The sequence below is a fragment of the Nesterenkonia haasae genome, from assembly GCF_010119385.1.
GTDB lineage: Bacteria > Actinomycetota > Actinomycetes > Actinomycetales > Micrococcaceae > Nesterenkonia > Nesterenkonia haasae.
Genome location: NZ_VFIE01000018.1, coordinates 574,163 through 596,562, shown reverse-complemented (window position 1 = coordinate 596,562; position 22,400 = coordinate 574,163). Strand labels below are relative to the sequence as shown.

The 22,400-nt window shown below is 62.0% G+C and carries 22 protein-coding genes; 10 read left to right on the top strand and 12 right to left on the bottom strand.

Going from position 1 to position 22,400, the window contains the following annotated elements; genetic code table 11:
• Positions 1-2: 2 nt before the first annotated feature.
• Entirely contained in the window at positions 3-497 is a 495-nt protein-coding gene (locus FH975_RS06210) for an NUDIX hydrolase (RefSeq protein ID WP_162320523.1), read from the top strand.
• Here the strand turns inward: FH975_RS06210 and FH975_RS06205 are convergent.
• The 9 genes from FH975_RS06205 to FH975_RS06165 all read right to left on the bottom strand — a co-directional run bounded on the left by FH975_RS06205 (position 494) and on the right by FH975_RS06165 (position 9,417).
• Positions 494-1,249, bottom strand: coding sequence for a hypothetical protein (locus tag FH975_RS06205; RefSeq protein ID WP_162320522.1), 756 nt, complete (start codon positions 1,247-1,249; stop codon positions 494-496). The two genes, FH975_RS06210 and FH975_RS06205, sit on opposite strands and share 4 nt — an antisense overlap.
• 14 nt (positions 1,250-1,263) lie before the next feature.
• Positions 1,264-2,325: a uroporphyrinogen decarboxylase/cobalamine-independent methonine synthase family protein gene (locus FH975_RS06200; RefSeq protein ID WP_162320521.1), complete on the bottom strand. Its 1,062-nt coding sequence runs from the start codon at positions 2,323-2,325 to the stop codon at positions 1,264-1,266.
• Positions 2,326-2,347: 22 nt separating this feature from the next.
• Positions 2,348-2,734 carry a chorismate mutase gene (locus tag FH975_RS06195; protein ID WP_153078143.1) on the bottom strand — a complete coding sequence of 129 codons (387 nt, stop codon included), beginning with the start codon at positions 2,732-2,734 and terminating at the stop codon, positions 2,348-2,350.
• A 31-nt stretch (positions 2,735-2,765) separates the two neighbouring features.
• Positions 2,766-3,890, bottom strand: a complete 1,125-nt coding sequence (gene mnmA, locus FH975_RS06190; protein ID WP_162320520.1) for a tRNA 2-thiouridine(34) synthase MnmA — start codon at positions 3,888-3,890, stop codon at positions 2,766-2,768.
• Between the two features lie 233 nt (positions 3,891-4,123).
• A complete protein-coding gene (locus tag FH975_RS06185) occupies positions 4,124-5,386 on the bottom strand; it encodes a DUF58 domain-containing protein (protein WP_162320645.1) in 1,263 nt (420 codons plus the stop codon).
• A 41-nt stretch (positions 5,387-5,427) separates the two neighbouring features.
• Positions 5,428-6,435: an AAA family ATPase gene (locus FH975_RS06180; RefSeq protein WP_153078145.1), complete on the bottom strand. Its 1,008-nt coding sequence runs from the start codon at positions 6,433-6,435 to the stop codon at positions 5,428-5,430.
• Positions 6,432-7,691 (bottom strand): DUF4350 domain-containing protein, encoded by a 1,260-nt coding sequence (locus FH975_RS06175; RefSeq protein ID WP_162320519.1) that lies wholly within the window; start codon positions 7,689-7,691, stop codon positions 6,432-6,434. The genes FH975_RS06180 and FH975_RS06175 overlap by 4 nt, the downstream gene beginning before the upstream one ends.
• Complete coding sequence (locus FH975_RS06170; RefSeq protein WP_162320518.1) at positions 7,688-8,332, bottom strand: DUF4129 domain-containing protein; 645 nt, start codon at positions 8,330-8,332, stop codon at positions 7,688-7,690. The genes FH975_RS06175 and FH975_RS06170 overlap by 4 nt, the downstream gene beginning before the upstream one ends.
• Positions 8,329-9,417 (bottom strand): hypothetical protein, encoded by a 1,089-nt coding sequence (locus tag FH975_RS06165; protein ID WP_162320517.1) that lies wholly within the window; start codon positions 9,415-9,417, stop codon positions 8,329-8,331. Before FH975_RS06165 ends, FH975_RS06170 begins: the two co-directional genes overlap by 4 nt.
• Before the next feature lie 139 nt (positions 9,418-9,556).
• Between FH975_RS06165 and mtrA the strand changes: the two genes are divergently transcribed.
• The 6 genes from mtrA (at position 9,557) to secA (ending at position 18,308) form a co-directional block, all read left to right on the top strand.
• Complete coding sequence (gene mtrA / locus FH975_RS06160; protein ID WP_153078149.1) at positions 9,557-10,240, top strand: MtrAB system response regulator MtrA; 684 nt, start codon at positions 9,557-9,559, stop codon at positions 10,238-10,240.
• Positions 10,241-10,335: 95 nt separating this feature from the next.
• Entirely contained in the window at positions 10,336-12,006 is a 1,671-nt protein-coding gene (gene mtrB, locus FH975_RS06155; protein WP_328821796.1) for an MtrAB system histidine kinase MtrB, read from the top strand.
• Positions 12,006-13,751, top strand: a complete 1,746-nt coding sequence (locus tag FH975_RS06150) for an LpqB family beta-propeller domain-containing protein (RefSeq protein WP_162320515.1) — start codon at positions 12,006-12,008, stop codon at positions 13,749-13,751. The genes mtrB and FH975_RS06150 overlap by 1 nt, the downstream gene beginning before the upstream one ends.
• Positions 13,752-13,815: 64 nt before the next feature.
• Entirely contained in the window at positions 13,816-14,655 is an 840-nt protein-coding gene (locus tag FH975_RS06145; RefSeq protein WP_162320514.1) for a ComF family protein, read from the top strand.
• Positions 14,656-14,797: 142 nt separating this feature from the next.
• A complete protein-coding gene (gene hpf / locus FH975_RS06140) occupies positions 14,798-15,526 on the top strand; it encodes a ribosome hibernation-promoting factor, HPF/YfiA family (protein ID WP_153078153.1) in 729 nt (242 codons plus the stop codon).
• Between the two features lie 166 nt (positions 15,527-15,692).
• Positions 15,693-18,308, top strand: coding sequence for a preprotein translocase subunit SecA (gene secA / locus FH975_RS06135; protein WP_162320513.1), 2,616 nt, complete (start codon positions 15,693-15,695; stop codon positions 18,306-18,308).
• A gap of 8 nt (positions 18,309-18,316) precedes the next feature.
• Here secA and FH975_RS06130 read toward each other — a convergent pair whose 3' ends face one another.
• Together FH975_RS06130 and FH975_RS06125 are read right to left on the bottom strand one after the other, a co-directional pair.
• Positions 18,317-18,925, bottom strand: coding sequence for an Rv3235 family protein (locus tag FH975_RS06130; protein WP_162320512.1), 609 nt, complete (start codon positions 18,923-18,925; stop codon positions 18,317-18,319).
• A gap of 53 nt (positions 18,926-18,978) precedes the next feature.
• On the bottom strand, positions 18,979-19,251 hold the full coding sequence (locus FH975_RS06125; RefSeq protein ID WP_162320511.1) for a LysM peptidoglycan-binding domain-containing protein: 273 nt from the start codon (positions 19,249-19,251) through the stop codon (positions 18,979-18,981).
• Between the two features lie 133 nt (positions 19,252-19,384).
• Between FH975_RS06125 and FH975_RS06120 the strand changes: the two genes are divergently transcribed.
• A complete protein-coding gene (locus tag FH975_RS06120; protein WP_162320510.1) occupies positions 19,385-19,912 on the top strand; it encodes a hypothetical protein in 528 nt (175 codons plus the stop codon).
• 6 nt (positions 19,913-19,918) lie between these two features.
• On the opposite strand, the gene FH975_RS06115 is transcribed toward FH975_RS06120, so the two are convergent.
• Complete coding sequence (locus tag FH975_RS06115) at positions 19,919-20,128, bottom strand: helix-turn-helix domain-containing protein (RefSeq protein ID WP_153078158.1); 210 nt, start codon at positions 20,126-20,128, stop codon at positions 19,919-19,921.
• A 166-nt stretch (positions 20,129-20,294) separates the two neighbouring features.
• On the opposite strand from FH975_RS06115, the gene FH975_RS06110 reads away from it, so the two are divergent.
• Entirely contained in the window at positions 20,295-20,999 is a 705-nt protein-coding gene (locus FH975_RS06110) for a CpaB family protein (protein ID WP_162320509.1), read from the top strand.
• A complete protein-coding gene (locus FH975_RS06105) occupies positions 20,999-22,381 on the top strand; it encodes an AAA family ATPase (protein ID WP_162320508.1) in 1,383 nt (460 codons plus the stop codon). Before FH975_RS06110 ends, FH975_RS06105 begins: the two co-directional genes overlap by 1 nt.
• Positions 22,382-22,400 lie beyond the last annotated feature (19 nt).

Genomic DNA, 22,400 nt, shown 5'->3' with positions numbered 1-22,400 from the left:
CGATGAGTGATCTGATCGAGTACTCGGCTGGCATGAAGAAGCAGTTCACGGCCACCGGTTATGTGGTGAACGAAGACCGCACGCGCATGCTCATGGTCTTTCACAACACCCTGCGTTGCTGGCTTCCTCCAGGTGGGCACGTGGATCGGGACGAATATCCCAGTGATGCCGCTGTCCGCGAGGTATTTGAAGAAACGGGGGTCCATGCCCGGCATGCAGGAGCGCACACTATGCACCTGGCGCTGGATGACCCCACGGAGGTTCAGCTGCCGACGCCCTTTGCCATGTCAGCCCAACTCATTCCGGAGTCGGTCAAGGACATTGAGCACATCCATATGGACGCGATGTACCTCCTGGTTGCTGACCATGACGCCGATCTCACAGCGCTGGAGTCGGAGGTTCAGGACGTCCGGTGGTTCACCAAGAACGAGGTCCTGCACCATGCTGAGACCAAAGACAGCGTCCGTGCCTTCGCCCGGAAGCAGCTGAAGATCTAGCGCTTGCGAGGCGTGGTGGCCAACACGCACACCAGAGCGGCTAGAAAGAAAAGTGGCACCAGGACGAGGTCGGCGATCGCGACACTGGGCCACAGCTCGCCAAACGCCTGCCAGCGGGAGACCGTCTGCCCCGTGAAGTCGCGCAGCTCAAGAATGACAGCACCGGCATAAGCGCCCATCCCGCCTAACAACATGACGACCCCGAGGCCGCGCACCACACCCACAGGGCTGGGCATTGTGAACGCGGCGAGCAAACAGAGTCCGCTGGCCACCAAGAACAGGGGCGCCAAGATGAGAGACTCAGCAAACCCGGGAACGTCGCGGATCACCCCACTGATGGTGCTTTGCACAGCAGTGGCCCATCCGGTTCCGACACTGGCCTGAGCCCACACCGACAACACAAGGACGGTCCCCAGGCTCGCCCAGATGGCCAGAAGCAAGGTCAAGAGAACACCCAAGCACCCGCCTGATCTGCGGCGGGGCGCCCGCTCCTGTCGGTACTGATCCTGGTGCTGGGGCGGCATCGCGCCCGGGGCCGGCTCGTAAGGTGCGGCAGGGGGTGACATCGAATACGGTTCAGCCGGAGGATGCACCGGGTAGGGACGAGTAGCGTCGTCCTCGGGCGGCGGGGCGTCGTGCCAGGGCTGCGTCGGGGGCCGCTGGTGTGCAGAACTGGAGAACGTATCCTCCTCCGGCAATGGCGGCAGCCGCCGCGTAGCATCCGGATCGTCCGGCGTTCTCGCGCTGGTCATCCGTTTTTGCCTCCTCAGGCTTCCATCTGATCGGTGAGCGCATCAGCCGTGTCCCGCAGCCGACTCCATGTTCGCAGAAACTCGCTGTCGCTGAACTCACCTAGCGCTGACCGGTCAGCAGTTCCATGTCCCACCACCGTGAAGGAGGATAACGACGACGCCGACATCCCCAGCCGCTGCCACGGCTCAGTCAGACGCCCCGCTAGCTGGGAGACCTCCGGGAGCTTGGACGAAGTCCGGGACGTCCGCGGCCGCAGCAGCCCGGCCCAAATGGACGCTCCCGCCTCCACGAGTTCGGCGGTGCGCTCCCAATCTGCAGCATCGGCTCGGTGCACAGGCATAGCGAAGCCGTCTGCTGTGGTTTCACGGCGGCTGAAAAAGTCTTCCACGTGCTCCGCCGCGACGAGCTCCCCACAGTCGAAGATCACCTCATCTACGCCGGACCCCCGCAGAGCGTCCACCACTGCGCGGAACATGCTCCGCGTTTCATCGCGACCGAGCGCTCGTATGGTCCGGTAACCGCTCACCGTGGGTACAGCGCCGGCGCGTACCGCACTGTATTCCGGTTCCTGGAGCACCACACTCACCGACTGGGGTCCCACTGACCGCCGCACATGCTGGATGTGGTCGACCAATCCGGAGGCCAACGAGTCGGTCAGATCCCGCCGAGCGCCATGGTCGATGAGCGCTTTCTCGCCGTTCGGCAGGTGCAGTCTGGCAGCCAGGGAGACGGGACCCAGCACCCCAAGGTGCAGCGGGCCCAGAACCCCGCCGGCCTCCTCCTTCGCACCGCGGATGTCTGCCAGTGTGTTGACGTCTGAGGTAAGCAGCGCAGTGCAACGCTGGTGGTCGGCCCCTGGGCGTGGCACGAGCCGCCACCCGTAGGACGTGATTTCAGCGTGCAGCTCCCTCAGCTGAGCGACCGCCCGGCCAAGTTGGGTGCCGTGGTGCCCGCGGGCCGGAAGCTCAGGAAGTGCCCCCACATGTGGGGGAGCCAGCTCAGGCTCCACCAGCTCAGCGGCATGCCGGAAATCGCCGCCGGGCATTGTCGCCGGCGCAACGGACCGGACCATCACAGCAGGACTCTTCGCAAGGTGCTCACTTTTGGCTCGCCCAGTCGAAGGGTGCCTCGGGGTCGTTGGGCTGGGGCTGAGGAGAGTGCTCGGAAATGGCCTGATGGTGGCGGATCACTTCCTCAATGATGAAGTTGAGAAACTTTTCGGCGAAGTCTGGGTCCAGATGGGCCTCTGCGGCCAGCCGCTTCAAACGATCGATCTGAGATTTCTCGCGGCCTGGGTCCGCTGGGGGTAGCTTGTGCTTGGCCTTCAACACCCCCACCCGCTGCGTGGCCTTGAACCGCTCAGCCAGCAAGTGCACCAGTGCGGCATCGATGTTGTCGATCGACGAGCGCATTGTCAACAGTTCAGCCATGATCTCTGGGTCGACGTACTTGGCGGCATCGCCCGCCCGCGGGTCAGTGCTCATGGGACCAGCTTACTGACTGAACTGGGCCAGTTCAGACCGGTTGATACTTCGTGGACCGCGCAGTGTCGATGGTGGCCTGCCCCAGCACCCGGCTGCCCTGGTACATCACTGCGGTCTGACCTGGAGCGACACCTTTGAGCGGTTCCATAAGCTCTACTACCAGTCGCGGACCGCCGTCGTCCTCCGCAACGCGGGCGCGGGCTGGGACTGGATCCGCATGTGCGCGGATCTGAAGCTCAATACCGAACCACTTTCCGGTCGCTGCTTCAGCCACGGGCGGGCCAGCCCAAGAGAGCCGAATACCCGTGATGAGCTCAATGTCGAGCAGCTCCTGAGACCCGGCCACCACAGTGTTCTCCTTGGGACGGATCTCCAGAACGAACCTGGGCTTGCCGTCCGGAGCGGGCCGGCCGAGCTTCAATCCCCGCCGTTGGCCCACAGTGTAGGCCTGGGCGCCGTCGTGCTCGCCGATCTGGTTGCCCTCAGCGTCTAGAATCGGGCCGGAGGTCATGTCGATCTGTTCAGCCAACCACCCCCGTGTGTCACCGTCAGGAATGAAGCAGATGTCGTGTGAGTCGGGCTTCTGAGCGACGGAGAGTCCGCGCTGCGCGGCCTCGGCACGTACCAAGTCCTTCGACGGGGTCTCACCCAGCGGGAACATGCAGTGGGCCAGCTGCTGGTCGTTCAGCACACCAAGCACGTACGACTGATCCTTTGTCCAGGTGGCCGCGCGGTGAAGCTCTCGGGACCCCTCGGGACCCTCGATGATCTTGGCGTAGTGACCGGTGGCCACGGCGTCGAACCCCAAGGCAATGGCCTTGTCCAGCAACGCCTCGAACTTGATCTTCTCATTGCAGCGCATGCACGGGTTGGGGGTTCGTCCGGCGGCGTACTCGGCAATGAAGTCGTCCACAACATCGGCCTTGAATCGCTCGGAGAAGTCCCATACGTAGAAGGGAATGCCCAACTTCGCGCAGGCACGCCACGCATCGGAAGAGTCTTCGATCGTGCAGCAACCGCGTGAGCCAGTGCGCAGAGTTCCAGGCATTCGGGACAGGGCCAGGTGGACTCCGACCACTTCATGGCCGGCGTCGACAGCGCGGGCTGCGGCGACGGCGGAGTCTACCCCGCCTGACATAGCTGCAAGGACTTTCATGTTTACCTACGGTACGGATAGAGGGTTGATGCGACAACAGCCCCGTACAACCGTGTCCGAGCCCCGCACATTCCCGTGTTCCGCGCTTGTCTGGGACATCCCCGGGCTCCAAGGGCCGAATATGCCGCCACATGGGACCGTGGTTCGGCTGTTTGTAGGCAGAATCGGCCGTTGAGTAGGTTGAGCGGTTGGAGCCAAGCGCAGCACGCGGAAGCGGCAATGCTGCGCGGACCTCAGAGCTTGCCGGTGGCTTTCAGCCGGATGTAGCAGTCCGCAAGGGCTGCAGGCAGAGCCTCTGGTTCAGCCTGGACCACCTCAATGCCCATTGCATTCAGCTCTGCGGCGACCGCCTCCGCCTCAATCATTGCGCGTTCAGCGGCAGCAGCCGCGTAGACCTCGCTGGGAGTTTCCCGGGCCGCTGCGCGTTCGATCAGCTCCGGATTGCTGACCGATGCAACCACAACCCGGTGCTTGGTCGTCAAAGCGGGAAGAACCGGCAGCAGTCCTTCGTGCAATGACGGAGAATCAGCGGCAGTGAGGATCACCACCAACGATTTGTGCGGCGTGATGGCGGCCACCTCAGCTGGAAGCTGTGAGAAGTCGGCCTCCACCAAGGCGGGCTCCACTCGGGAAGCTGCCGTACTGAGCACGTTGAGGAACATTCCGCGTTCTGACGACGACGCTCGGGCCGTCACCTCCCGCGCGAAGGCAAGGAAATCCACCCGATCACCCGCATGTGAGGCTAAGGCGCCCAACAGCAGTGACGATTCGAGACCGGCGTCCAGCCTGGGCTCATCTCCGATTCGTGCGGCTGAAGTACGTGAGGCATCCAGGCAGAGGATCACTCGCCGGTCACGCTCAGGTCTCCAGGTGCGCACCACCAGGTGCTGCCCTGCGGCGTCCTGTCGCCGAGCGGTGGCCCTCCAGTCGATGGAGCGTACGTCATCGCCACGCACATAATCCCGCAGTGAGTCGAACTCAGTTCCTGCCCCGCGCAGTTGCACGGCGGTGGCCCCGTCCAGTTCACGCAGACGCCTCAGTCTCGAGGGAAGGTGTTTGCGAGATGCGAATTCTGGAAGCACCGACACTGTGTGCGGCACCCGGTGGACCACCTGGCGTCCCGCGAGGCCCAGTGGACCCAAGGAGCGAATGCTCAGATGTTCGCTCATCAGCTCACCGCGCCGCTGCGGCTCGAGTTCAATGCGCAGCTCAACCGTGCCGCGGCCGGGCACCTGGATGTGTTGCAATGCGTTGCTCGCGCCCGCCGTCGGCTGCCACCCGTCTTTGGCCCAACCGCGCAATGTGCGCGTTCCTAGGTTCTCCAAACGGGTAGTTGCGGTGGTTCGCTGTCCGATCCGGGTGGGATTGGTCTGCTCGCGGACCAGGCGCATCTTGCGGGGGGAGGCGCAGCTCAGGATGTCCACAAGGGCGATTCCGACCAGCACCACAAACCACAGCCACCACCAGGCGGGCAGCAGAATCACCAGCACAGACATGCCCAGGGCGACCCAGAGGAACCTGAAGGTGATCACTGTCGCTACCGGGGCACCGGGGTGGTGGTCAGTATGCCCTGCAACACATCGTCGGCTCCAGCGCCGTCCATGGACGCTTCAGGTGTGAGCGCCACCCGGTGACGGAGGGCTGGCAGAGCCAAGGCCTTGATGTCATCCGGGGTCACATAGTCGCGCCCGGAGAGCCAGGCCCATGCTTTTGAGGAGTTCATCAGGGCGGTCGCTCCGCGGGGGGAGACACCCAGCTGGAAGCTGGGCGCCGCACGGGTGGCGCGGGCGATATCCACGATGTACCCCACAACATCTGGGGCAATCTGCACTGTGCTCACCGACTTGCGTGCAGCCAGCACATCCTCCAGCTGGGCCACGGGACGCACACCTGCAGCGGTCAGATTCGACGGGTCAAACCCTGCAGCATGCCGGTTGATCACCTCAACCTCCTGCTCCCGCTCAGGTAGACCCAGATTCACCTTGAGCAGGAACCGGTCCAACTGCGCCTCCGGCAGGGGATAGGTGCCTTCATACTCCACTGGGTTCTGCGTGGCTGCCACCAAGAAGGGATCCGGCAGAGCACGGCCGGCACCATCGACGGAAACCTGCCTCTCCTCCATCGCCTCCAGGAGCGAGGCCTGCGTCTTCGGCGGGGTGCGGTTGATCTCATCGGCCAGCAGCAGATTTGTGAAGACCGGTCCCTCCCGGAAGCTGAAATCCCCGGTCTTGGAGTCGTAGACGAGGGAGCCTGTGACGTCACCGGGCATGAGGTCCGGGGTGAACTGCACTCGGGCCGTGCGCAGCCCCAGCGAAGCGGAGATCGTCCGCACCAGCAGGGTCTTGGCCACCCCGGGGACCCCTTCGAGCAGGACGTGTCCACGGACAAGTAGGGCGATGATCACGCTGGTCACCGCAGCGTCCTGCCCCACCACAGCCTTGGCGACCTCCTGACGTACCCGGGTCAACCGGGCCCGCAGCTCGTCTGCAGAGGTTTCGGGGCGCTCTGTTTGGTGGTTGAGCTGATCCGGCGGGTGATCGGTCATTCAGTTCTCCTTTGTGTTCGTACGGCACGTCGGACGTCCTTCTCCAGGTCGGCAAGCGCCTGGGCATGGGACACCGCATCCTTATGACTCATCACAGGGCCTGGGGAAGTAGAAGATTGTGCAGCTCCGGTGCGGTCAAGCAAGCGGCGAATGGCAGCCGGGTCGCGGCCAGTGGCTCGGGCCGCCGCATCGGCGACTGTCGCTGGGTCCGATCCCCGGCCCAAGCGGAGCAGTCGGGTGAGTCGCAACAGATGCGCATTGCGCAGCACAAGGCCAGTCTGGGCCACCGCATTCGCTCGCTGATACAGCCTGCCCCGGCCGACAGTTGCCTCTTCAGCTGGGACGCTGACCGGCATGGGTTCACTCACGACGGGCCCGTAGCGCCGTCCGGCCGCGACCATGCCGAGCACTGAGCACAGGCCGAGCCACCAGAGCAGAGGCCAGACCCATTCGGGCAAGTAGTCGAGGGGCGATCCCCACTGCTGTTCGCCGACAGTATCGGCACCAGACGGGGTGTACCAGATGAGGTGAGCCGCCGCGGCGTCGTCCTCCGGACCAATTCCGAAGAGCCCAAGCGCGAGGGCAGCATTGCCTTCCTCCGTGATGTGCTGATTGGTGAACGCCTCCGGCGCGGTAAACACCACACCGTGAGAAGTCTCTGACAGGACGAAACCGTCCTCGCCGACGGGGAAGCATCCAGAATCAGCACGCAGCGACGCCCCTGGGGCCTGAATGCTCGCCGCGGCTTCAGCTGCTGGGTGGGCACATGAGCTGCCGGCCTCCAGCACCTCGGCGGTGCCGGCCGTGCCCACCGGGATCCGTGGCCCGCTCTGTGTGTCGTCGCTCAGCCCGCTCAGCAACCACGACTCTTGACTGATCCACAGCACCTCACGTCCAGATTCCCATTCGGATTCCAACTCATCGATCAGCCGCTCCTCTGCCTGAAACCCGCGCAGCAGCACCACGACGCTGGCATCGGGCTCTTGCTCCATCAGGTTCCGGGCAGCCTCGGCCGAGTAGGCACGGTGGATATCGACCCCATGGTCGGCCAAAACGTTCGCTACAGCGGCATACCCATCAAGATTCGTATTCTCAGTGCCGTATGTCTCCGAATCCGAAGTCTCCAGCAGCTGTATCAGCAGTGCCACCACGGCGCCGACTACTAGCACCACAATCCAGAATTGCCACCGCGATGCCGCCGAACGCAGCGCTGCCGCACCGGAAGACACGGTTGACGAGCTCGTCTGAGAGGTCATTGAGGCACCGCCAACCGCGGACCGTCCACCCCGCCGCGGGGCTGAGCTGTTGCCGTCTGCAGCTGTACATCCAGTTGAGCGACGAACTCAAAGTCGGCAGCTACCAATGAGGCAGAACCGTAGACCGACCGGTTGAAAAGCTCAGCCGCACGGTGAAGATCGGCGGCAAACGCGCGGTAGGTCACCCCTAGGCCGTTCGCGATCTCTGTGGCGGTGCGGCCCTGCTGCTCGGATGCCACCCCGCGTTCTTCAGCGGCGCGGGCCACAGCACGGAAAGCATCGAGGGCGGCTGCGTTGAAGTCCCCGGACCGGGCCGCCTCCTGCGCCCGGGTGCGGAACTGCTCGGCCGAGACCCTCGGGTCGATCTCAACGATCCCTTCGGTCACGGTTCCGCTTTGGAGGCGCGGACGGACCACCAGAATGATGACCACGACCGCTGCGGCGACGACCAGCACCACCAGCACGGGCCCGAAGGGAACGTCCACTCCGCCGATAGAGAATGCCCGATCCTGAAGCCAATCCAGGAATGAGTCGATGGCCTCGCGTAGCGGACCGGTGAACTGGCGCTGATAGGAGCCGTCAGCGAGCTCGGTTTCCAACACGCGGCGGGCGTCGTCGCGCTCATACAACTCGGTCGTCACCGCTGCGGGCCTCCAGGGGAGTTCGGGGCAGCGACGGCAAGATGCTCAGGGGAGGCAGGCAGGAGCTTGTCCAAGTACTCGGCGTCCGAATCGTTCTGCGGCGTCGGCGGGGCCACATGCTTCAACATGACGTCAAGGGCTTCCCGGCGGAATCGTGCATTGAGGTACATGACACCGATGACCGTTCCGAGCAGCGCTACCAGCAGAGTATTGAGCGCCATATCGTAGAGCTGACCGAAGCCCAGCACCAGGAGGACGAGCAGATCGTTCTGGCCCTCTTCAGACTGCCAAGCGAGCTCCCCACCGAGACCAGTGACAATTCCTGCCGGCAGGGAGGTGACCGCCAGCACCACAAGCAGCATCAGATAGAGCAGTGCCACGGCACCGATATGCCTCCACCACATACCTCGGTTGAGGGCGAAAGAACGCGTGATCGCGTTGAAGGCATGGCGCCGTTCCACAATGATCACCAATGGTCCGAACATCAGGCCGGCGGTCAACCAGCACACCAGCAGAAAGAACCCCGGAAGAACCAGGAGGAGCCCGAACCCGAAGGTCACGACTGTCAGCAGGACCCCTGCCACCACAGCCACAGCGGCGAGCACTCCGATCACCACGAGCAGAACCAGCAGGTGAAGCAGCAACCAACCTAGCCTGCCCGCACGCAATAACAGGGTTTGCCGCAGGGTGGTCGGCAGTCCATAGGCCGACCGGAGCACGGGGATGGCCAGCAGGCCCAATGACATAGCCATCACCAGACTGCCGATGAAAGAACTGGCCACCATCATCAAGACCATGCCTGCCTCACCCAGGGCAGCAAACATCAGCTCCTGGTCATCGAAAGCAACGGGGTCAGTCAGCATACGGATATAGTTATCGACCGGCATCACCACCAGCAGCACCAATGACACCAGGAAGTTCAGCACGGCGGCCGCGAACGGCAGGCCCAGAGCCGCTCGGGGATTGCGACGAATGACGGAGAAAGCGCCACCAAAGATCTCATCCTGCGCTAGGGGGCGAAGCGGAAAGACCGCCCCTGGGCGCACCGGGGTGCGAGCCAGCTGCGACGCCACTGTAGTGCCCATTCCACCCCGCTTGTCTCAGAAACCATGAGGTCCATGTCCAACCCTATCGCCTCATATATCCTGGAGAATCAGCGGGTGCACGGATCGTCATTGACCCGCGTCCCCCGGCGTCAGTAGCAGTGAGGAAGGACGGAGCTCCATGAGAGCTAACATCTTGGTGGTCGACGACGACGAGGCACTGTCGGAGATGATCGGCATTGTGCTGCGCAATGATGGGTTTGAGCCGACCTTCTGCGCCACCGGCGACCTCGCACTGGAGGCTTTCCGCGCCTCAGACCCGGACCTCGTGCTTCTGGACCTCATGCTTCCCGGTAAAGACGGAATTGAAGTGTGCCGGGAGATCCGCGAAGAAGCTGACACTCCGATCGTGATGCTGACCGCAAAGTCCGACACCGCTGATGTGGTCAGGGGCCTGGAAGCTGGTGCCGACGACTACGTCCCGAAACCTTTCAAACCCGCTGAACTGGTGGCCCGGGTGCGCGCACGCCTGCGCACTCCGGAACCTTCAGGGCGGCCGGAGGGGGAGGCGCTGAGCATCGGAGACCTCACCATTGATGTTGCCGGTCACGAAGTGCGCCGGGGAAACACCAGAATCTCGCTGACGCCCCTGGAATTCGATTTGCTCTCAACGCTGGCCAAGAAGCCTTGGCAAGTGTGGAACCGGGAAATGCTGCTCGAAGAGGTGTGGGGCTATCGACACCAAGCGGACACCCGGTTGGTCAATGTCCACGTGCAGAGACTGCGGTCCAAAGTCGAAAAGGACCCCGAGAACCCAGAGATCATCCAGACGGTGCGGGGCATCGGCTATAAGGCCGGCGGCTGAGGAGCGGCGCGGCTATCACTGAACAGAGCAACCCGTCTGGAGAGATCCCGGCGGTAGACCCGCCCGCTACGTCACCTTCGGCCGCAGCGCCCAAAGTGACGTTCGGGCGGCGTGTGACCAGATTGTCCAAATTTTGGGCACGGTCGCTCATGGCGAGAGCCATGGTCCTGACTGGCATCATCACGCTGGTCGGTTCAGCGCTCATTGCATACTTCTTGGTGCAGCAGGTCACCACCGGTCTTTACCAGGAACGGCTCGATCAGGTCGAAGCAGAGGCTACGGCAGGGTTGTCCGAAGCGCGAAGCTCCTTCGGGGCCATTGAAACGTCGGAACCGGCGAACCTGGAAGAGCGAGTCCCAGAGATCTTCGAAAGTCTGGGCGGTTCCTCGGGGCTGATCCGTGAAAGTGTCCTTATCCCCCTCGAAGATGCTGAGAATCTCCCCGTCACGCCACGGTCCACTCCTGATATTTCGCAGGATGTGATCAGCGACGAACTGCGTGAGGCCGTCCTGGTTAGCGGTCCCGACAGTCAGCATTGGCAGCCGGTGGGCATTGTGGATGAGGACGGCACTGAGGTCCCCGGCGTCGCGTTCGGGATCAGCATTTCGCTGCCAACCGGACCTCCCTACGGACTGTTCTTTGTCTACGACTTCTCATCTGTTCAGGAGAACGTGAACTTCGTCTTCCGTGTCTTCCTCGTAGCGGTCGCGGCAATACTTGTCATGAACGTGCTTATCGCAGCGTGGGTGGCTCGGTCGGTGGTCAAACCGGTATCACAGGCCGCCCAGGTCTCCGAGCGTATTGCAGATGGTCAATTGGACCAGCGGCTGGCGGTCGTCGGTGAGGACGAGATCGCCAGACTGGGAGTGTCATTCAACCGGATGGCGTCAACACTGCAGGAGCAGATCACCCAGCTGGCCCACCTCTCCAAGATGCAGCAGCGATTCGTCTCCGATGTCTCCCACGAGTTGCGCACTCCGCTGACCACCGTCAGCATGGCTGCGAGCATGTTGTATGAGTCCCGTGATGAGTTCGATCCGGTCAGCCAGCGCTCCACCGAGTTGCTGCACCACCAGGTGGAGCGGTTCCAGGCGTTGCTGGCGGACTTGCTGGAGATGTCCCGCTTCGATGCCGGAGCTGCGGAGTTGGCGCTGTCCGAGGTGGACCTCTGGGCTCTGGCCGAGGATGTACTCACCGAGGCAGTCCCCCTGGCCGACCGAGCCGGAGCGGAGCTGAACATGGTCGTGCCGGATGACGTCGAGAGCTACATCGCCGAGGTGGACCGGCGCCGGATCAACCGCATCCTTCGGAACCTGGTCAACAACGCCATTGAGCACTCCGAGGGTCAGCCGGTTGACCTGATCATTTCCGCAAATACGACAGCCGTCGCCATTGCGGTGCGGGACTATGGTGTAGGTATGTCCCCGGACCAGGTGGCCCATGTCTTCGACCGCTTCTGGAGAGCCGATCCTGCGCGGGCGCGCACAACGGGTGGCTCCGGGCTGGGTCTGTCGATCGCTACCGAGGATATCCGCCTTCACCAGGGAAGTCTCGACGCGTGGGGACAAACCGGCCAGGGCTCCTGCTTCCGCCTGGTCCTGCCTCGCGTCCAGGGCACCCCCTACGGGATCACGCCATTGGCGCTGCCCCCCACGTATGGTGTTGACCAGCGCAACCGGATCAGTGCCGATGCTGACATGGTGGCGGTTGAACAGGCTTATGACCGGGTCAACGAGCAGGCGCTGTACAAGGACGGTGGCACCTGATGCGCGCCACGCTGATGCGGTGGGTCGGTCTGCTGCTGGCGACCATATTCGTGGTCACAGCCTGCACGCCGACCTTACCCACCGATGGTGATGTAGGAACCGCGGAGGCCCCTGCCGAGTCCCGTCGCGACTCTGGCGTGGTTGTGGAGCCACCGGAGACTGGGGCCAGCCCAGAGGACATCATTCAAGGTTTCCTGCAGGCCGGGGCGCGGCCCGACGACGACCATGAGGTTGCCCGCGAGTACTTGACCGAGGAGTTCTCCGAAACCTGGGATCCGTGGACACAGACCCTGGTCTACACCGAGGGAAATATGAGCGTGGACGCCGCTGGAGATGAGGTGTACAACGTCCAACTGACGATGGATGCCCGTGTCGACACCGACGGTATTATGGCTCGCCCCGATGAACCCACCAGCCAAACCTTCGAAGTTGAGGAGGTGGACGGGGAGTGGCGCATCAGCAGTGCACCAGATGGCAAGATTCTCGACTCTGGTGCATTCAACAGTGCATACGATGAATTCACCTTGTATTTCTACGATCCTCAGGAGCGGTTCGCGGTTCCCGACGTCCGTTGGCTGATCAACCTCTCTGGACAATCGACCGAGCTGACTGATCTCCTTCTGCGGGGCCCTGCGCCCTGGCTTGCCCCAGGGGTCATCTCGGCGTTCGACGAAGGGGACAGTCTGGGCACTCCGGCGGTACCGGTCTCTGACGGAATTGCGACAGTGGATCTGGAGCCTTCCGTGACCGCCGGAGCTTCCGACCGTGAGATCGCGCTAATGCATAACCAGTTGTCCATGGCTTTGCACCAGTTGACTCTAGTGCGGGAGGTGAGGCTGACGGTGGGCGGGGCCGAAGTAGAAATCCCCGAACTGCCCGAGGGGCAGGCCCTCCAGATTGAGACTCGACCAAGGGCTCTGGAACGCCAGATCGGCATTCAGGGAGACGAGTTGGTCTGGCAGCGCAACACCGACACCTCCCGAGTTGCGGGCATGCCAGACCTCAGCGACATTGAGCCGCGGTTCCCGGCAGTCTCCACAGAGGCTGAGGGAGAGGTCATTGCCGTGATGTCGGGAGACCTAGATGCGCTCTACCACGTGCGGGCCGACTCCGACGAGCCTGAGCTTCTGGTCGAGTCCGAGAATATGCCACGCCCCTCCATGGACAACTTCGGGTGGACATGGACTGTGACCACCAATGATGAGGGCGACCCCACCGTCCGTGCCTTCAATTACCAGGATGAAGACGCCAGCTCAGTGGCCGTGACGGCCGATTTCATCCAAGGCCGTGAGGTCACCTCCCTACGGATCTCTCAAGACGGTACCCGGGCTGCGCTGATCCTGGACGACGCCGGGGTGCGCAGCCTCTACATCGCTTCAGTACAGAGAGACGGCGCCACGGGTGTTCCGTGGGGTCTGGAGCAGCACCAGCGCCTCCACCATGACCAGGATGAGGTCGAACTGGAGGAGGTGCGCTGGTCAGACAACGATGAGGTGCTGGTCTGGAAACCCTATGACCCGGATGAAGACGAGATTGAGACTCGCCGCATGCAGCGCATCAACGTCTCTGGCGCAGCCGACCCGCCGTCTGAAGGACTCACCGCAGTCCTCAACGTCTCAGTAGGAGAGGACCGCCCGATCTACTTCGAACAGGCGGGTTCTGGGGTCCACCAGATTGTGGGGGACCGCGGTATGAGTCAAGACGAGATCGATGATGATGTGCGCGATCTCAGCTACTCCGGCTGACCGGGTTTTCCACACTCAACTCAAGTCTCTGGCGTGATGCAAGGCTTCGCGTCATGCTTGGACTATGACGGGTCCACCACAGCGGTTCAGCTCTGGTGTGGACCGTCTCTGGTTTTCGTCCGCGGGCCGCTCAACCCGGCGTGCCGTCAAGCAGGCTGCTGATCTGATCCTGCCCACCTGGTGTGTCGGCTGTGGTGCCGCAGGTGCGGACCTCTGTGCGGAGTGCTCAATAGATATCCGGCTACTGACTCGTTGCCCTTTCCGGGCCGAGGGAGCAGCCGAGGCGCTTCCCGTCACGGATGTGGATGATGCAGGAGTTCAGGTGCTGCCGGTGACTAGTGCTGGTTTCTACAAGACTCTGGTCGCCGACGTCGTCGTAGCTTTCAAAGATCATGAGCGAGTTGGACTCAAACGCGTCTTAGCGCCTGCCCTGGCCCGGTCCGTTCGCGCAGCTGCGGAAAGAACGCTCTCGACTGCAGACCCCCTGCTCGTGTGGCCGCCGACCTCTGCACGGGCTCAGTTGCGACGAGGTCGCAGCCCCGTGGAGGAGCTGGTGACAGCGGCTGCGCTTCCGGCCGGCTTGGAACCTGCCGGGGCCGTGCTGCGGCGGAAGTCTGGCGGGATGCTGTCCGTGACTGGCCGCCGTGGACAAAAAGGTCGCTCGAAAGGGGGTCGGCGCGCTGCGGTGGCGCAGTTCACTATGGCTGCTGGGGTCCCCCGGAGCTTAGTCGGACGGGAGGCGCTCCTGGTCGATGACGTACTGACCACTGGAGCCACGCTTCACGGTATGTACGCAGCCTTGACCGAAGCTGGGGTGCATGTGCGCGGAGCCGCAGTTCTGGCAGTCACTCCGCGAGCGGGAAAAGCCCAGGATACGTCCTTATCAGCGGCGAATCTGAGGTGAGCACTTCCGTAACCGGCAGACAAGGCATACGGTGAAGTATGGGTGTTTAGATGAAGAGACCCATCGCAGCGACGGTGGGCTCTCAAAGGAGTCCTTAACCGTCGTTGCGCCAACCGCAGGACGGACGTCAGGGAGGACCATCATGACTCTGCAGACCACCTATACCGGACGCAACATCACCATCCCGTCAGCGTTCAAGGAGCACCTCGAGTCCAAACTCGACAAGGTGGAGCAGCTCTCGGACAAAGGACAGCGACTTGAGGTCAAGGTGTCCAGTGAAAGCGCGCATCGCCGCGCCGAAACCTCAATCACTGTGGAACTGACTCTCATTGGACGGGGAAAGATCATTCGATCTGAGGCCCAGGCGGAAGAGAAGTTCGCTGCCTTCGAAATTGCCTGGGACAAACTGTGTGAGCGTCTCCGCCGCGTCCGAGACAAGAAAAAGTCCAAGACTCGCAGCAACGGCACGTTGGGCCATCCTGCACAGTCCGTGGGTCAAGCCCTGGCAGGGCTCACCCCGGTGGATCCGGACCGTCCGCTTTACGAGCAGGTTCTGGATGCAGAGGCCGTCGATGATGTGCCTCCCGAGACCGATGAGTGGGATGAACCGATACGCATTCGCCGAAAGGTCTTTCCTGCCAAGCCCATGAGTGTCGATGCTGCAGTCGACGCGATGGAGCTCCTAGGCCATGATTTCTATCTGTACCTCGACGCTGAGACGGAACAGCCCTCCGCTGTGTACCGCCGGCGTGGGTGGACCTACGGTGTAATTTCTCTTGACCCGACGGGCCAGACTGCGGAGACGAACACCGAAGAGCGTGCTTACCGCGCATCCCAAGGAACGACGCTTTCCCACGTCAACGCTGCCTGAGTCTTCTCGGCCAGCCCTGTGACAGGACTGACACGGAGCCTCCTTCTGACACGGAAGGGGGCTCCGTCAGTTCTGTGGCAGGTACCCGCAGGTTAGCCGGGAGAGGTTCGCGGGCATAGACTGTATAGCTGACGCTGTAGAAACCCTGACGGAGATCGACGCACTTATGCCCACCCTGCTCGAAAAAGTCCTCAAGACTGGGGAGAAGAAGATCCTCAAGAAGCTGCGCGGCTATGCCGACGCGGTGAACTTGCTAGAGGATGAGTTCAAGGAGCTCTCCGACGCAGAGCTGCGCCAGGAGACGGAACGCTTCAAAGAGCGGTTGGCGGACGGGGAGTCACTCGACTCCATGCTCCCGGAGACTTTCGCCGCAGTCCGCGAGGCTGCTGGCCGTACCCTCGGGCAGCGTCACTATGACGTGCAGATCATGGGTGGTGCAGCCCTCCACCTGGGCAATATTGCCGAAATGGGAACCGGTGAGGGCAAGACCCTTGTGGCCACGGCCCCCGCCTACCTGAACGCACTGACTGGTCAGGGTGTCCATGTGGTGACGGTCAACGACTATCTGGCAAAGTACCAGGCTGAGCTGATGGGACGTGTTTACCGTTTCCTGGGTTTGACGACCGGTGTGATCGTCAACAATCTCAAGTCAGCGCAGCGCAGAGAAGCATATGCCGCAGACATCACCTATGGCACCAACAACGAGTTTGGCTTCGACTTCCTTCGCGACAATATGGCGCAGTCTCTGGATGATTTGGTCCAACGAGGGCATCACTACGCGATCATTGACGAAATCGACTCCATTCTCATTGACGAAGCGCGTACACCTCTGATCATCTCCGGTGCCGCCAGTGGGGACATTTCCCGGTGGTATACCGACTTCGCCAAGCTGGTCAAGACGCTGACCAACGACGAAGACTACGAAGTCGACGAGAAGAAGCGCACAGTCGGAGTTTTGGAATCCGGGATCGACAAGGTCGAAGACTATCTCGGGATTGAGAACCTCTACGAGACCCAGAACACGACCCTGATCCAGTACCTCAACAACGCTATTCGCGCCAAGGAACTGTACAAGCGGGATACGGACTATGTGGTGGTGGACAACGAAGTGCACATCGTTGATGAGCACACCGGTCGAATCCTCAAGGGCCGACGCTACAACGAAGGGCTCCACCAGGCTATCGAAGCCAAGGAGGAAGTCCGCATTAAGCCCGAAAATCAGACCCGGGCGACCGTCACTCTGCAGAATTACTTCCGGCAGTACAAGAAGATCTCAGGTATGACTGGCACCGCGGAAACTGAGGCTGCGGAGTTCATGTCCACATACAAGCTGGGCGTGGTGCCGATTCCGCCGAATAAGCCCCGGCAGCGGACAGATCACAATGACGTGGTCTACCGGAATGAACTCGTGAAGTTCGACGCCGTCGTTAAAGACATCACCGAGCGTCACCGCAAGGGTCAGCCGATGTTGGTGGGCACGGAGTCCGTGGAGAAGTCGGAGTATCTTTCCAAGCTCCTAGCAAAACAAGGTATTCGGCATGAAGTGCTCAACGCAAAGAACCACGAACGTGAGGCTGCTATCGTCGCCCAGGCTGGGCACAAAGGCGCTGTCACAGTAGCCACGAATATGGCCGGGCGCGGAACCGACATCATGCTCGGTGGCAACGCCGAGTTCAAGGCAGTGCGCGAGATGGAGAAGCTTGGACTCGATCCCGAAGAGGATGTTGAAGAGTACGAAGCGAAGTGGGATGACGTCTTTGCGCAGACCAAAGCTGAGACAGAGGCCGAAGCCGAAGAGGTGCGAGCCTTTGGGGGCCTCTATGTGCTCGGCACTGAGCGCCACCAGTCGCGCCGAATCGACAACCAGCTGCGTGGCCGTTCCGGGCGTCAGGGTGATCCCGGTGAATCCCGTTTCTACATCTCCCTCACGGACAACCTCATGCGGCTGTTCAACCAGCAGGCCGCCCAGCGGCTGATGCAGTCCTCAGTGCTGGACGACGATGTGCCGGTGGAACACAAAATGGTCTCCGGTGCAATCGCTTCAGCCCAGCAGCAGCGCGAGTCGCAGAACACCGAGCAGCGCAAGAACGTTCTGAAGTACGACGACGTGATGAATCGCCAGCGTGAGGCCATCTACTCAGACCGCCGTCGCATTCTTGAAGGTGACGATGTGCATGAGAAAGTCCAGCACTTCCTTGAAGATGCCGTGGCGCTGATCATTGAGGAGAAAACCGTCGCCTCCTCATCCGAGGATTGGGACCTGGAAGGCCTTTGGGAAGACTTGCGGGATCTTTATCCCATATCTTTGGAGATCGCTGAACTCATTGAGGAAGCTCGCGGTATCGACCAGCTCTCAACGAAACTGCTGAAGCGGGAGATCATCTCGGACGCCAAGATTGCCTATGAGAAGAAGGAAGCTGAGGTTGGCTCGGAAGCACTGCGGCAGCTGGAACGCCGTGTCCTCCTCTCGGTGATCGATCAAAAGTGGCAGGACCACCTCTATGAGATGGATTACCTGAAGTCGGGAATCGGCCTACGCTCCATGGCGCAGCGCGACCCTCTGGTCGAATATCAGCGTGAGGGCTACCTGCTCTTCCACGCCATGGCCGAGGAAATCCGAGAAGAGTCCGTCCGGAAATTGTTCCAAGCCGAGGTGAAGGCTCTCACGCCCCAGTCGGCGGCGCCCAACCTGCCTGGGGTGAAAGACGGACGTGCGGCTGCGGCCGGTAAGTCGATCCAGGTGCCTGGTCTCAACGAGCCTAGAGGCACGTCAGCTAACTAGGCCCTCCCTCAGCCCAGCTCCATGGCAACCACCCGCCAGCGGCCCCGGTGAGCCTGCAGCCGCATTGCGCATGCCCTAGTGCGTAGTTCGTCACTGAACACCACGGCGACTTCCCAGCTCCCTGGAGCAGCCTGACAAGTGCGTTCGGAGCGAAATGCCAAGGGGCGTGGCTGTACCATGGCGCCGACCCGGTGTCTGGCCATGATCTCCGCACGTTCTTGCACCTTGCTATAGACCTCGATATCCAACCACCTTCGGAGTTGGCTGACCGGGCGAAGCCCCAGCAGTGTCTCTGCTGTGGCCTGGCAGACGACGCGTGCTATCGCCACCACCTGCCGCCGCTCCTGCTGAAGGTTCGCCAGCTCATCGGGTCGCTGCCCATCGGTCGGACGTGAGGTGGATCCGGAGAGTGCCTGATCCGCGCCCATAGATGCGAGTAATCGGGGTACCTCAGCTTCCCGTTGGATGCGGAACCGAGGGCGATGAGCATCATTATCCTCCGCCGAACTCGCGGAGGTTGAACCTAGATGCTGTTCCCGGGCGCGCAGCGGACTCGAGCCGGGTGGGGCCAGGTTCTGCACCATCGTAGACGAGCTTCTAACGTTCCGGGCAGTCATGGGTTGCTCCTTCTTGTACGGCGGATCGTGCGCGGGAGGACAGAACATGCGAGTCAACGAAACAGTGGGGGAGGTATACGCAGGATCGTGCCGGGTCGAAGCCCACCTGGCTCCGGTCCTATGCGGTCAAGGTTGTGCTCATGCCAGCGGGGCCACTCCTGGGCGATCTCCCAGTCGGTGGCGTCGGTTCCGAGATGGTCTGCGGCGAGTGTCCACAGGGTGTCCCCTGGCCGTGCGGTTGTGGAGTGCTCATCCACGGTGCGGGAGGGTGACCCAATGTGGCGGGGAGGCAGGGATGAGGGGCGTTCAGGAATGAAAGGTCTCATATAAGAACTCTATGTTTCATTTGATACAGTTTGGTACTTCCTGATGATACACATAATGTGAGGGTGCGCACCATGGGCCGGGCATAAAATAGCCCTCAACGGTCCCGTCGGCACTCAGATAGGGGAGGCTCGCATGCGGTGGGATGCCCTTTTTGCGGATCTGGAGACACAGGCATCAGCGCGGCGTCAAGAAGATTTCGAAACTAGTATGGCCGAGGCGATAGCTCTGGAATGGTCACGAGTGGAACTGGTGGACCGTATCCGGGGGCACACTGGTCAACGAGTGTCGCTCCGCCTCCGAGGCGGGGAATCTGTGACTGTCGAAGTCAGTGCGGTCGGCAGTGACTGGCTCGCGGGGGCAGGAGTCGGGCACCAGTGGCTCATACCGGTGGCAGCGGTAGACATGCTGTCAGGATTGACACGTCGAGCCCAGACTCAGACCAGTCAGACCCAGAGAAGGCTAAGAATTACATCGCCGCTGCGGGCGCTTGCTGATGCGCGCCAGCATGTTGTGGTCCGTTGCACAACTGGTGTGCTTGCCGAGGGAGTATTGCTTGGGGTAGGCCGCGATTTTCTTGATGTTCGTCCCCAGGGTTCTCCCCAGGTCATCAGAACCGTACCGCTGGCTGCGATCACTGCTGTGTGCAGCGCTCGAGGCTGAGGAAGATCAGGAAGTGTTCTGCTCCGCGCGGGCCTGGCGCTGCTCAGCGTAGAGCCGTTCGATGTATTCATCGAGTTTTGATTCTTCCACGCGCCACTGTCCGCGCCCTCCGATTTGGATGCCTTCCAAGTCTCCGCGCTGGATCAAAGCGCGAGTCTGTGACATGGAGATATTCAGAGCTTCTGCAACATCTGGCAGGGTGAGGAACGTTCGCATTCTAGCCCCTTACTTGACGTTTGCTGTCATTTGTTTCTATTGTGGCATCCTCGATGACAGAATCAAGCATTCCGTCATGCGGCGTGCCTCGCCACAGGTGCATTTATTGGTTAGCATCTGAATACTTGCGTCGAAACTGAATCAGATTTTCCATCAGGAGTGGATAGTGGCCACGTTGGGCTATGCATCCGGAGGCTCAGAGCTTACCGACCCGACCCCGGCGGGGAATGCCCCGCAGCCCTCACCCGCACGGCGTATGCGTAGGCCCACCTGGCGGGATCCACGCCTGCTGGTCGGAATTGTGCTCATCGTCGCAGCCGTGGTGGGTGTCATTCTGCTCGTCAACGCTCAAGATCGTACAGTCCCGGTTTACGCTGCAGATCGTGAGCTGAGCAGCGGGACGCCGCTCGAGACCGACGATCTTCGAGTCGTCCACGTCCAGCTCGACGCCGCCGCCGAGCATTACCTCTCCGCTGAAGCGGACCTGCCCTCAGATGTCGAATTGATCCGGCCTCTGACGGAAGGAGAGCTACTGCCATCAGCTGCATTAGCTTCGGTAGATTCGCAGCAGCGTCAGGCAGTCACGGTTGAGATTCAGCACGATCTGGCGCGGTCAGTTCAGCCAGGCCGCCGTGTAGATGTCTGGGCGGCCTCGGGGTACTCGACGCAGCAGGGGCAGGGCGAGGTGAATATATTAGCCGCCGCGGCAGAGGTGACAGATATTCGTGAGTCGAGTTCAGCATTCGGCGCCAGCAGCGGTGTCACCGTCGAGCTGCTAGTTGGCCCTGATGAAGTCACCGACCTACTTGCTGCCTTCGGAGCCGGTGATGCCCTGACGGTCCTTCCCACCGCAAGCGCGCAGGCCGACTGATGGCGCGCTGTGCTGTCATCACCAGCGGTCGAATCGCGGCAGACCATGTGGCCGCACTTGAGCGGCTGCACAGTGAGGTCACCATTGACCGGCGCTGTGCCGACCTTGCCGAGGTTGTGGCTGCTGCGCGGACCGGCAGGGCCGATGCGGCGCTCATTATCGGAGCAACTGAGGAACTGACCGAATCAACCATCAGCGAGCTCCTCCGGGATATCTCCACGATTGTGGCGATATCTGAGCTGCAAACCGAGCGCCACCGACTCGCTCAGCTGGGACTGTCCACCTTCAATGACGACGTAGCGGCATCAGTTTTGGCCCGCGCCCTGCAGTCAGAACGATCCCCTCAGCTGGAGGATCCGCTCCACGGCGTAGCCACTGAGGACGCGGAATTCGCTGCCCTGATTGAAGCCCAAGGGCTGGCACTCCCGGAGGGACGCGAAGAGCACAGTGTGGACCCCCGCACCGGCTTCTCTGGGGGAGTCACCGCCGTCTGGGGTCCTTCCGGAGCTCCGGGTAGGACCACCCTGGCGGTGAACCTGGCCGCTGAATTGGCGCTGAGCGGCAGAGCAGTGCTGTTGATCGACGCAGATACCTATGCCGCCTCGGCTGCCGTTCAGCTGGGCCTTATCGAAGAGTCTGCTGGTATCGCTCAAGTGTGCCGTGCCGCCGAATTCGGCAGCCTGGACTCTGAGATCCTGTTGCGAGCCACAGCAGGAGTTGACGTGGCCCATGCACGCTGTGATGTGTTGACCGGTCTGCCAAGGTCGCACCGCTGGACTGAGCTCCGTCCCCGGGCATTTGAGAAAGTGCTCTCGATGTGCCGCAGTCGCTACGATCACGTGGTGGTTGACTGCGCCTCCGAGATCGGCGCAGACCAAGAGTGGGGCTACGAACAGCCCGCGGTCCAGCGCAACAGCGCGACCCAGACCGTGCTCAGTTCAGCTGATCAGGTCCTGGCAGTCGGATCACCGGACCCCGTTGGTTTCTCCCGCCTGATTAAAGCCGTTCAACACCTGGGCGAAGACCTACCGCAGGCACCTCCTCCGCAGGTGGTGGTCAACAAGCTCCGGAAAGATGTGGTTGGACGCTCACCGCGCAGGCAATTGACAGACGCGTGGCTGGAGCTTGGGCAGCAGAGCCCGATCGCTGCGTTCCTTCCCTGGGAGCCTGCAGTCTGCGACGCCGCCCTGCGGTCGGGCCAAGTTCTCGCTGAGTCTGCCAGCGACTCGGTGTTGCGTAGGCAGATCGCCGCCTTGGCAGGAATCGAAGTGCGGGGGCGTCGTCGTCGGTTTGGCCGTTCCGCCGTCTCCGGAAGGAGGTCCCGCAGGCGGCGACCTGCCGAACTTTCCACGGGGGTTCCTGGGGCTATCAACGAGCGATAGGCTGACTAGTGCTTTATTA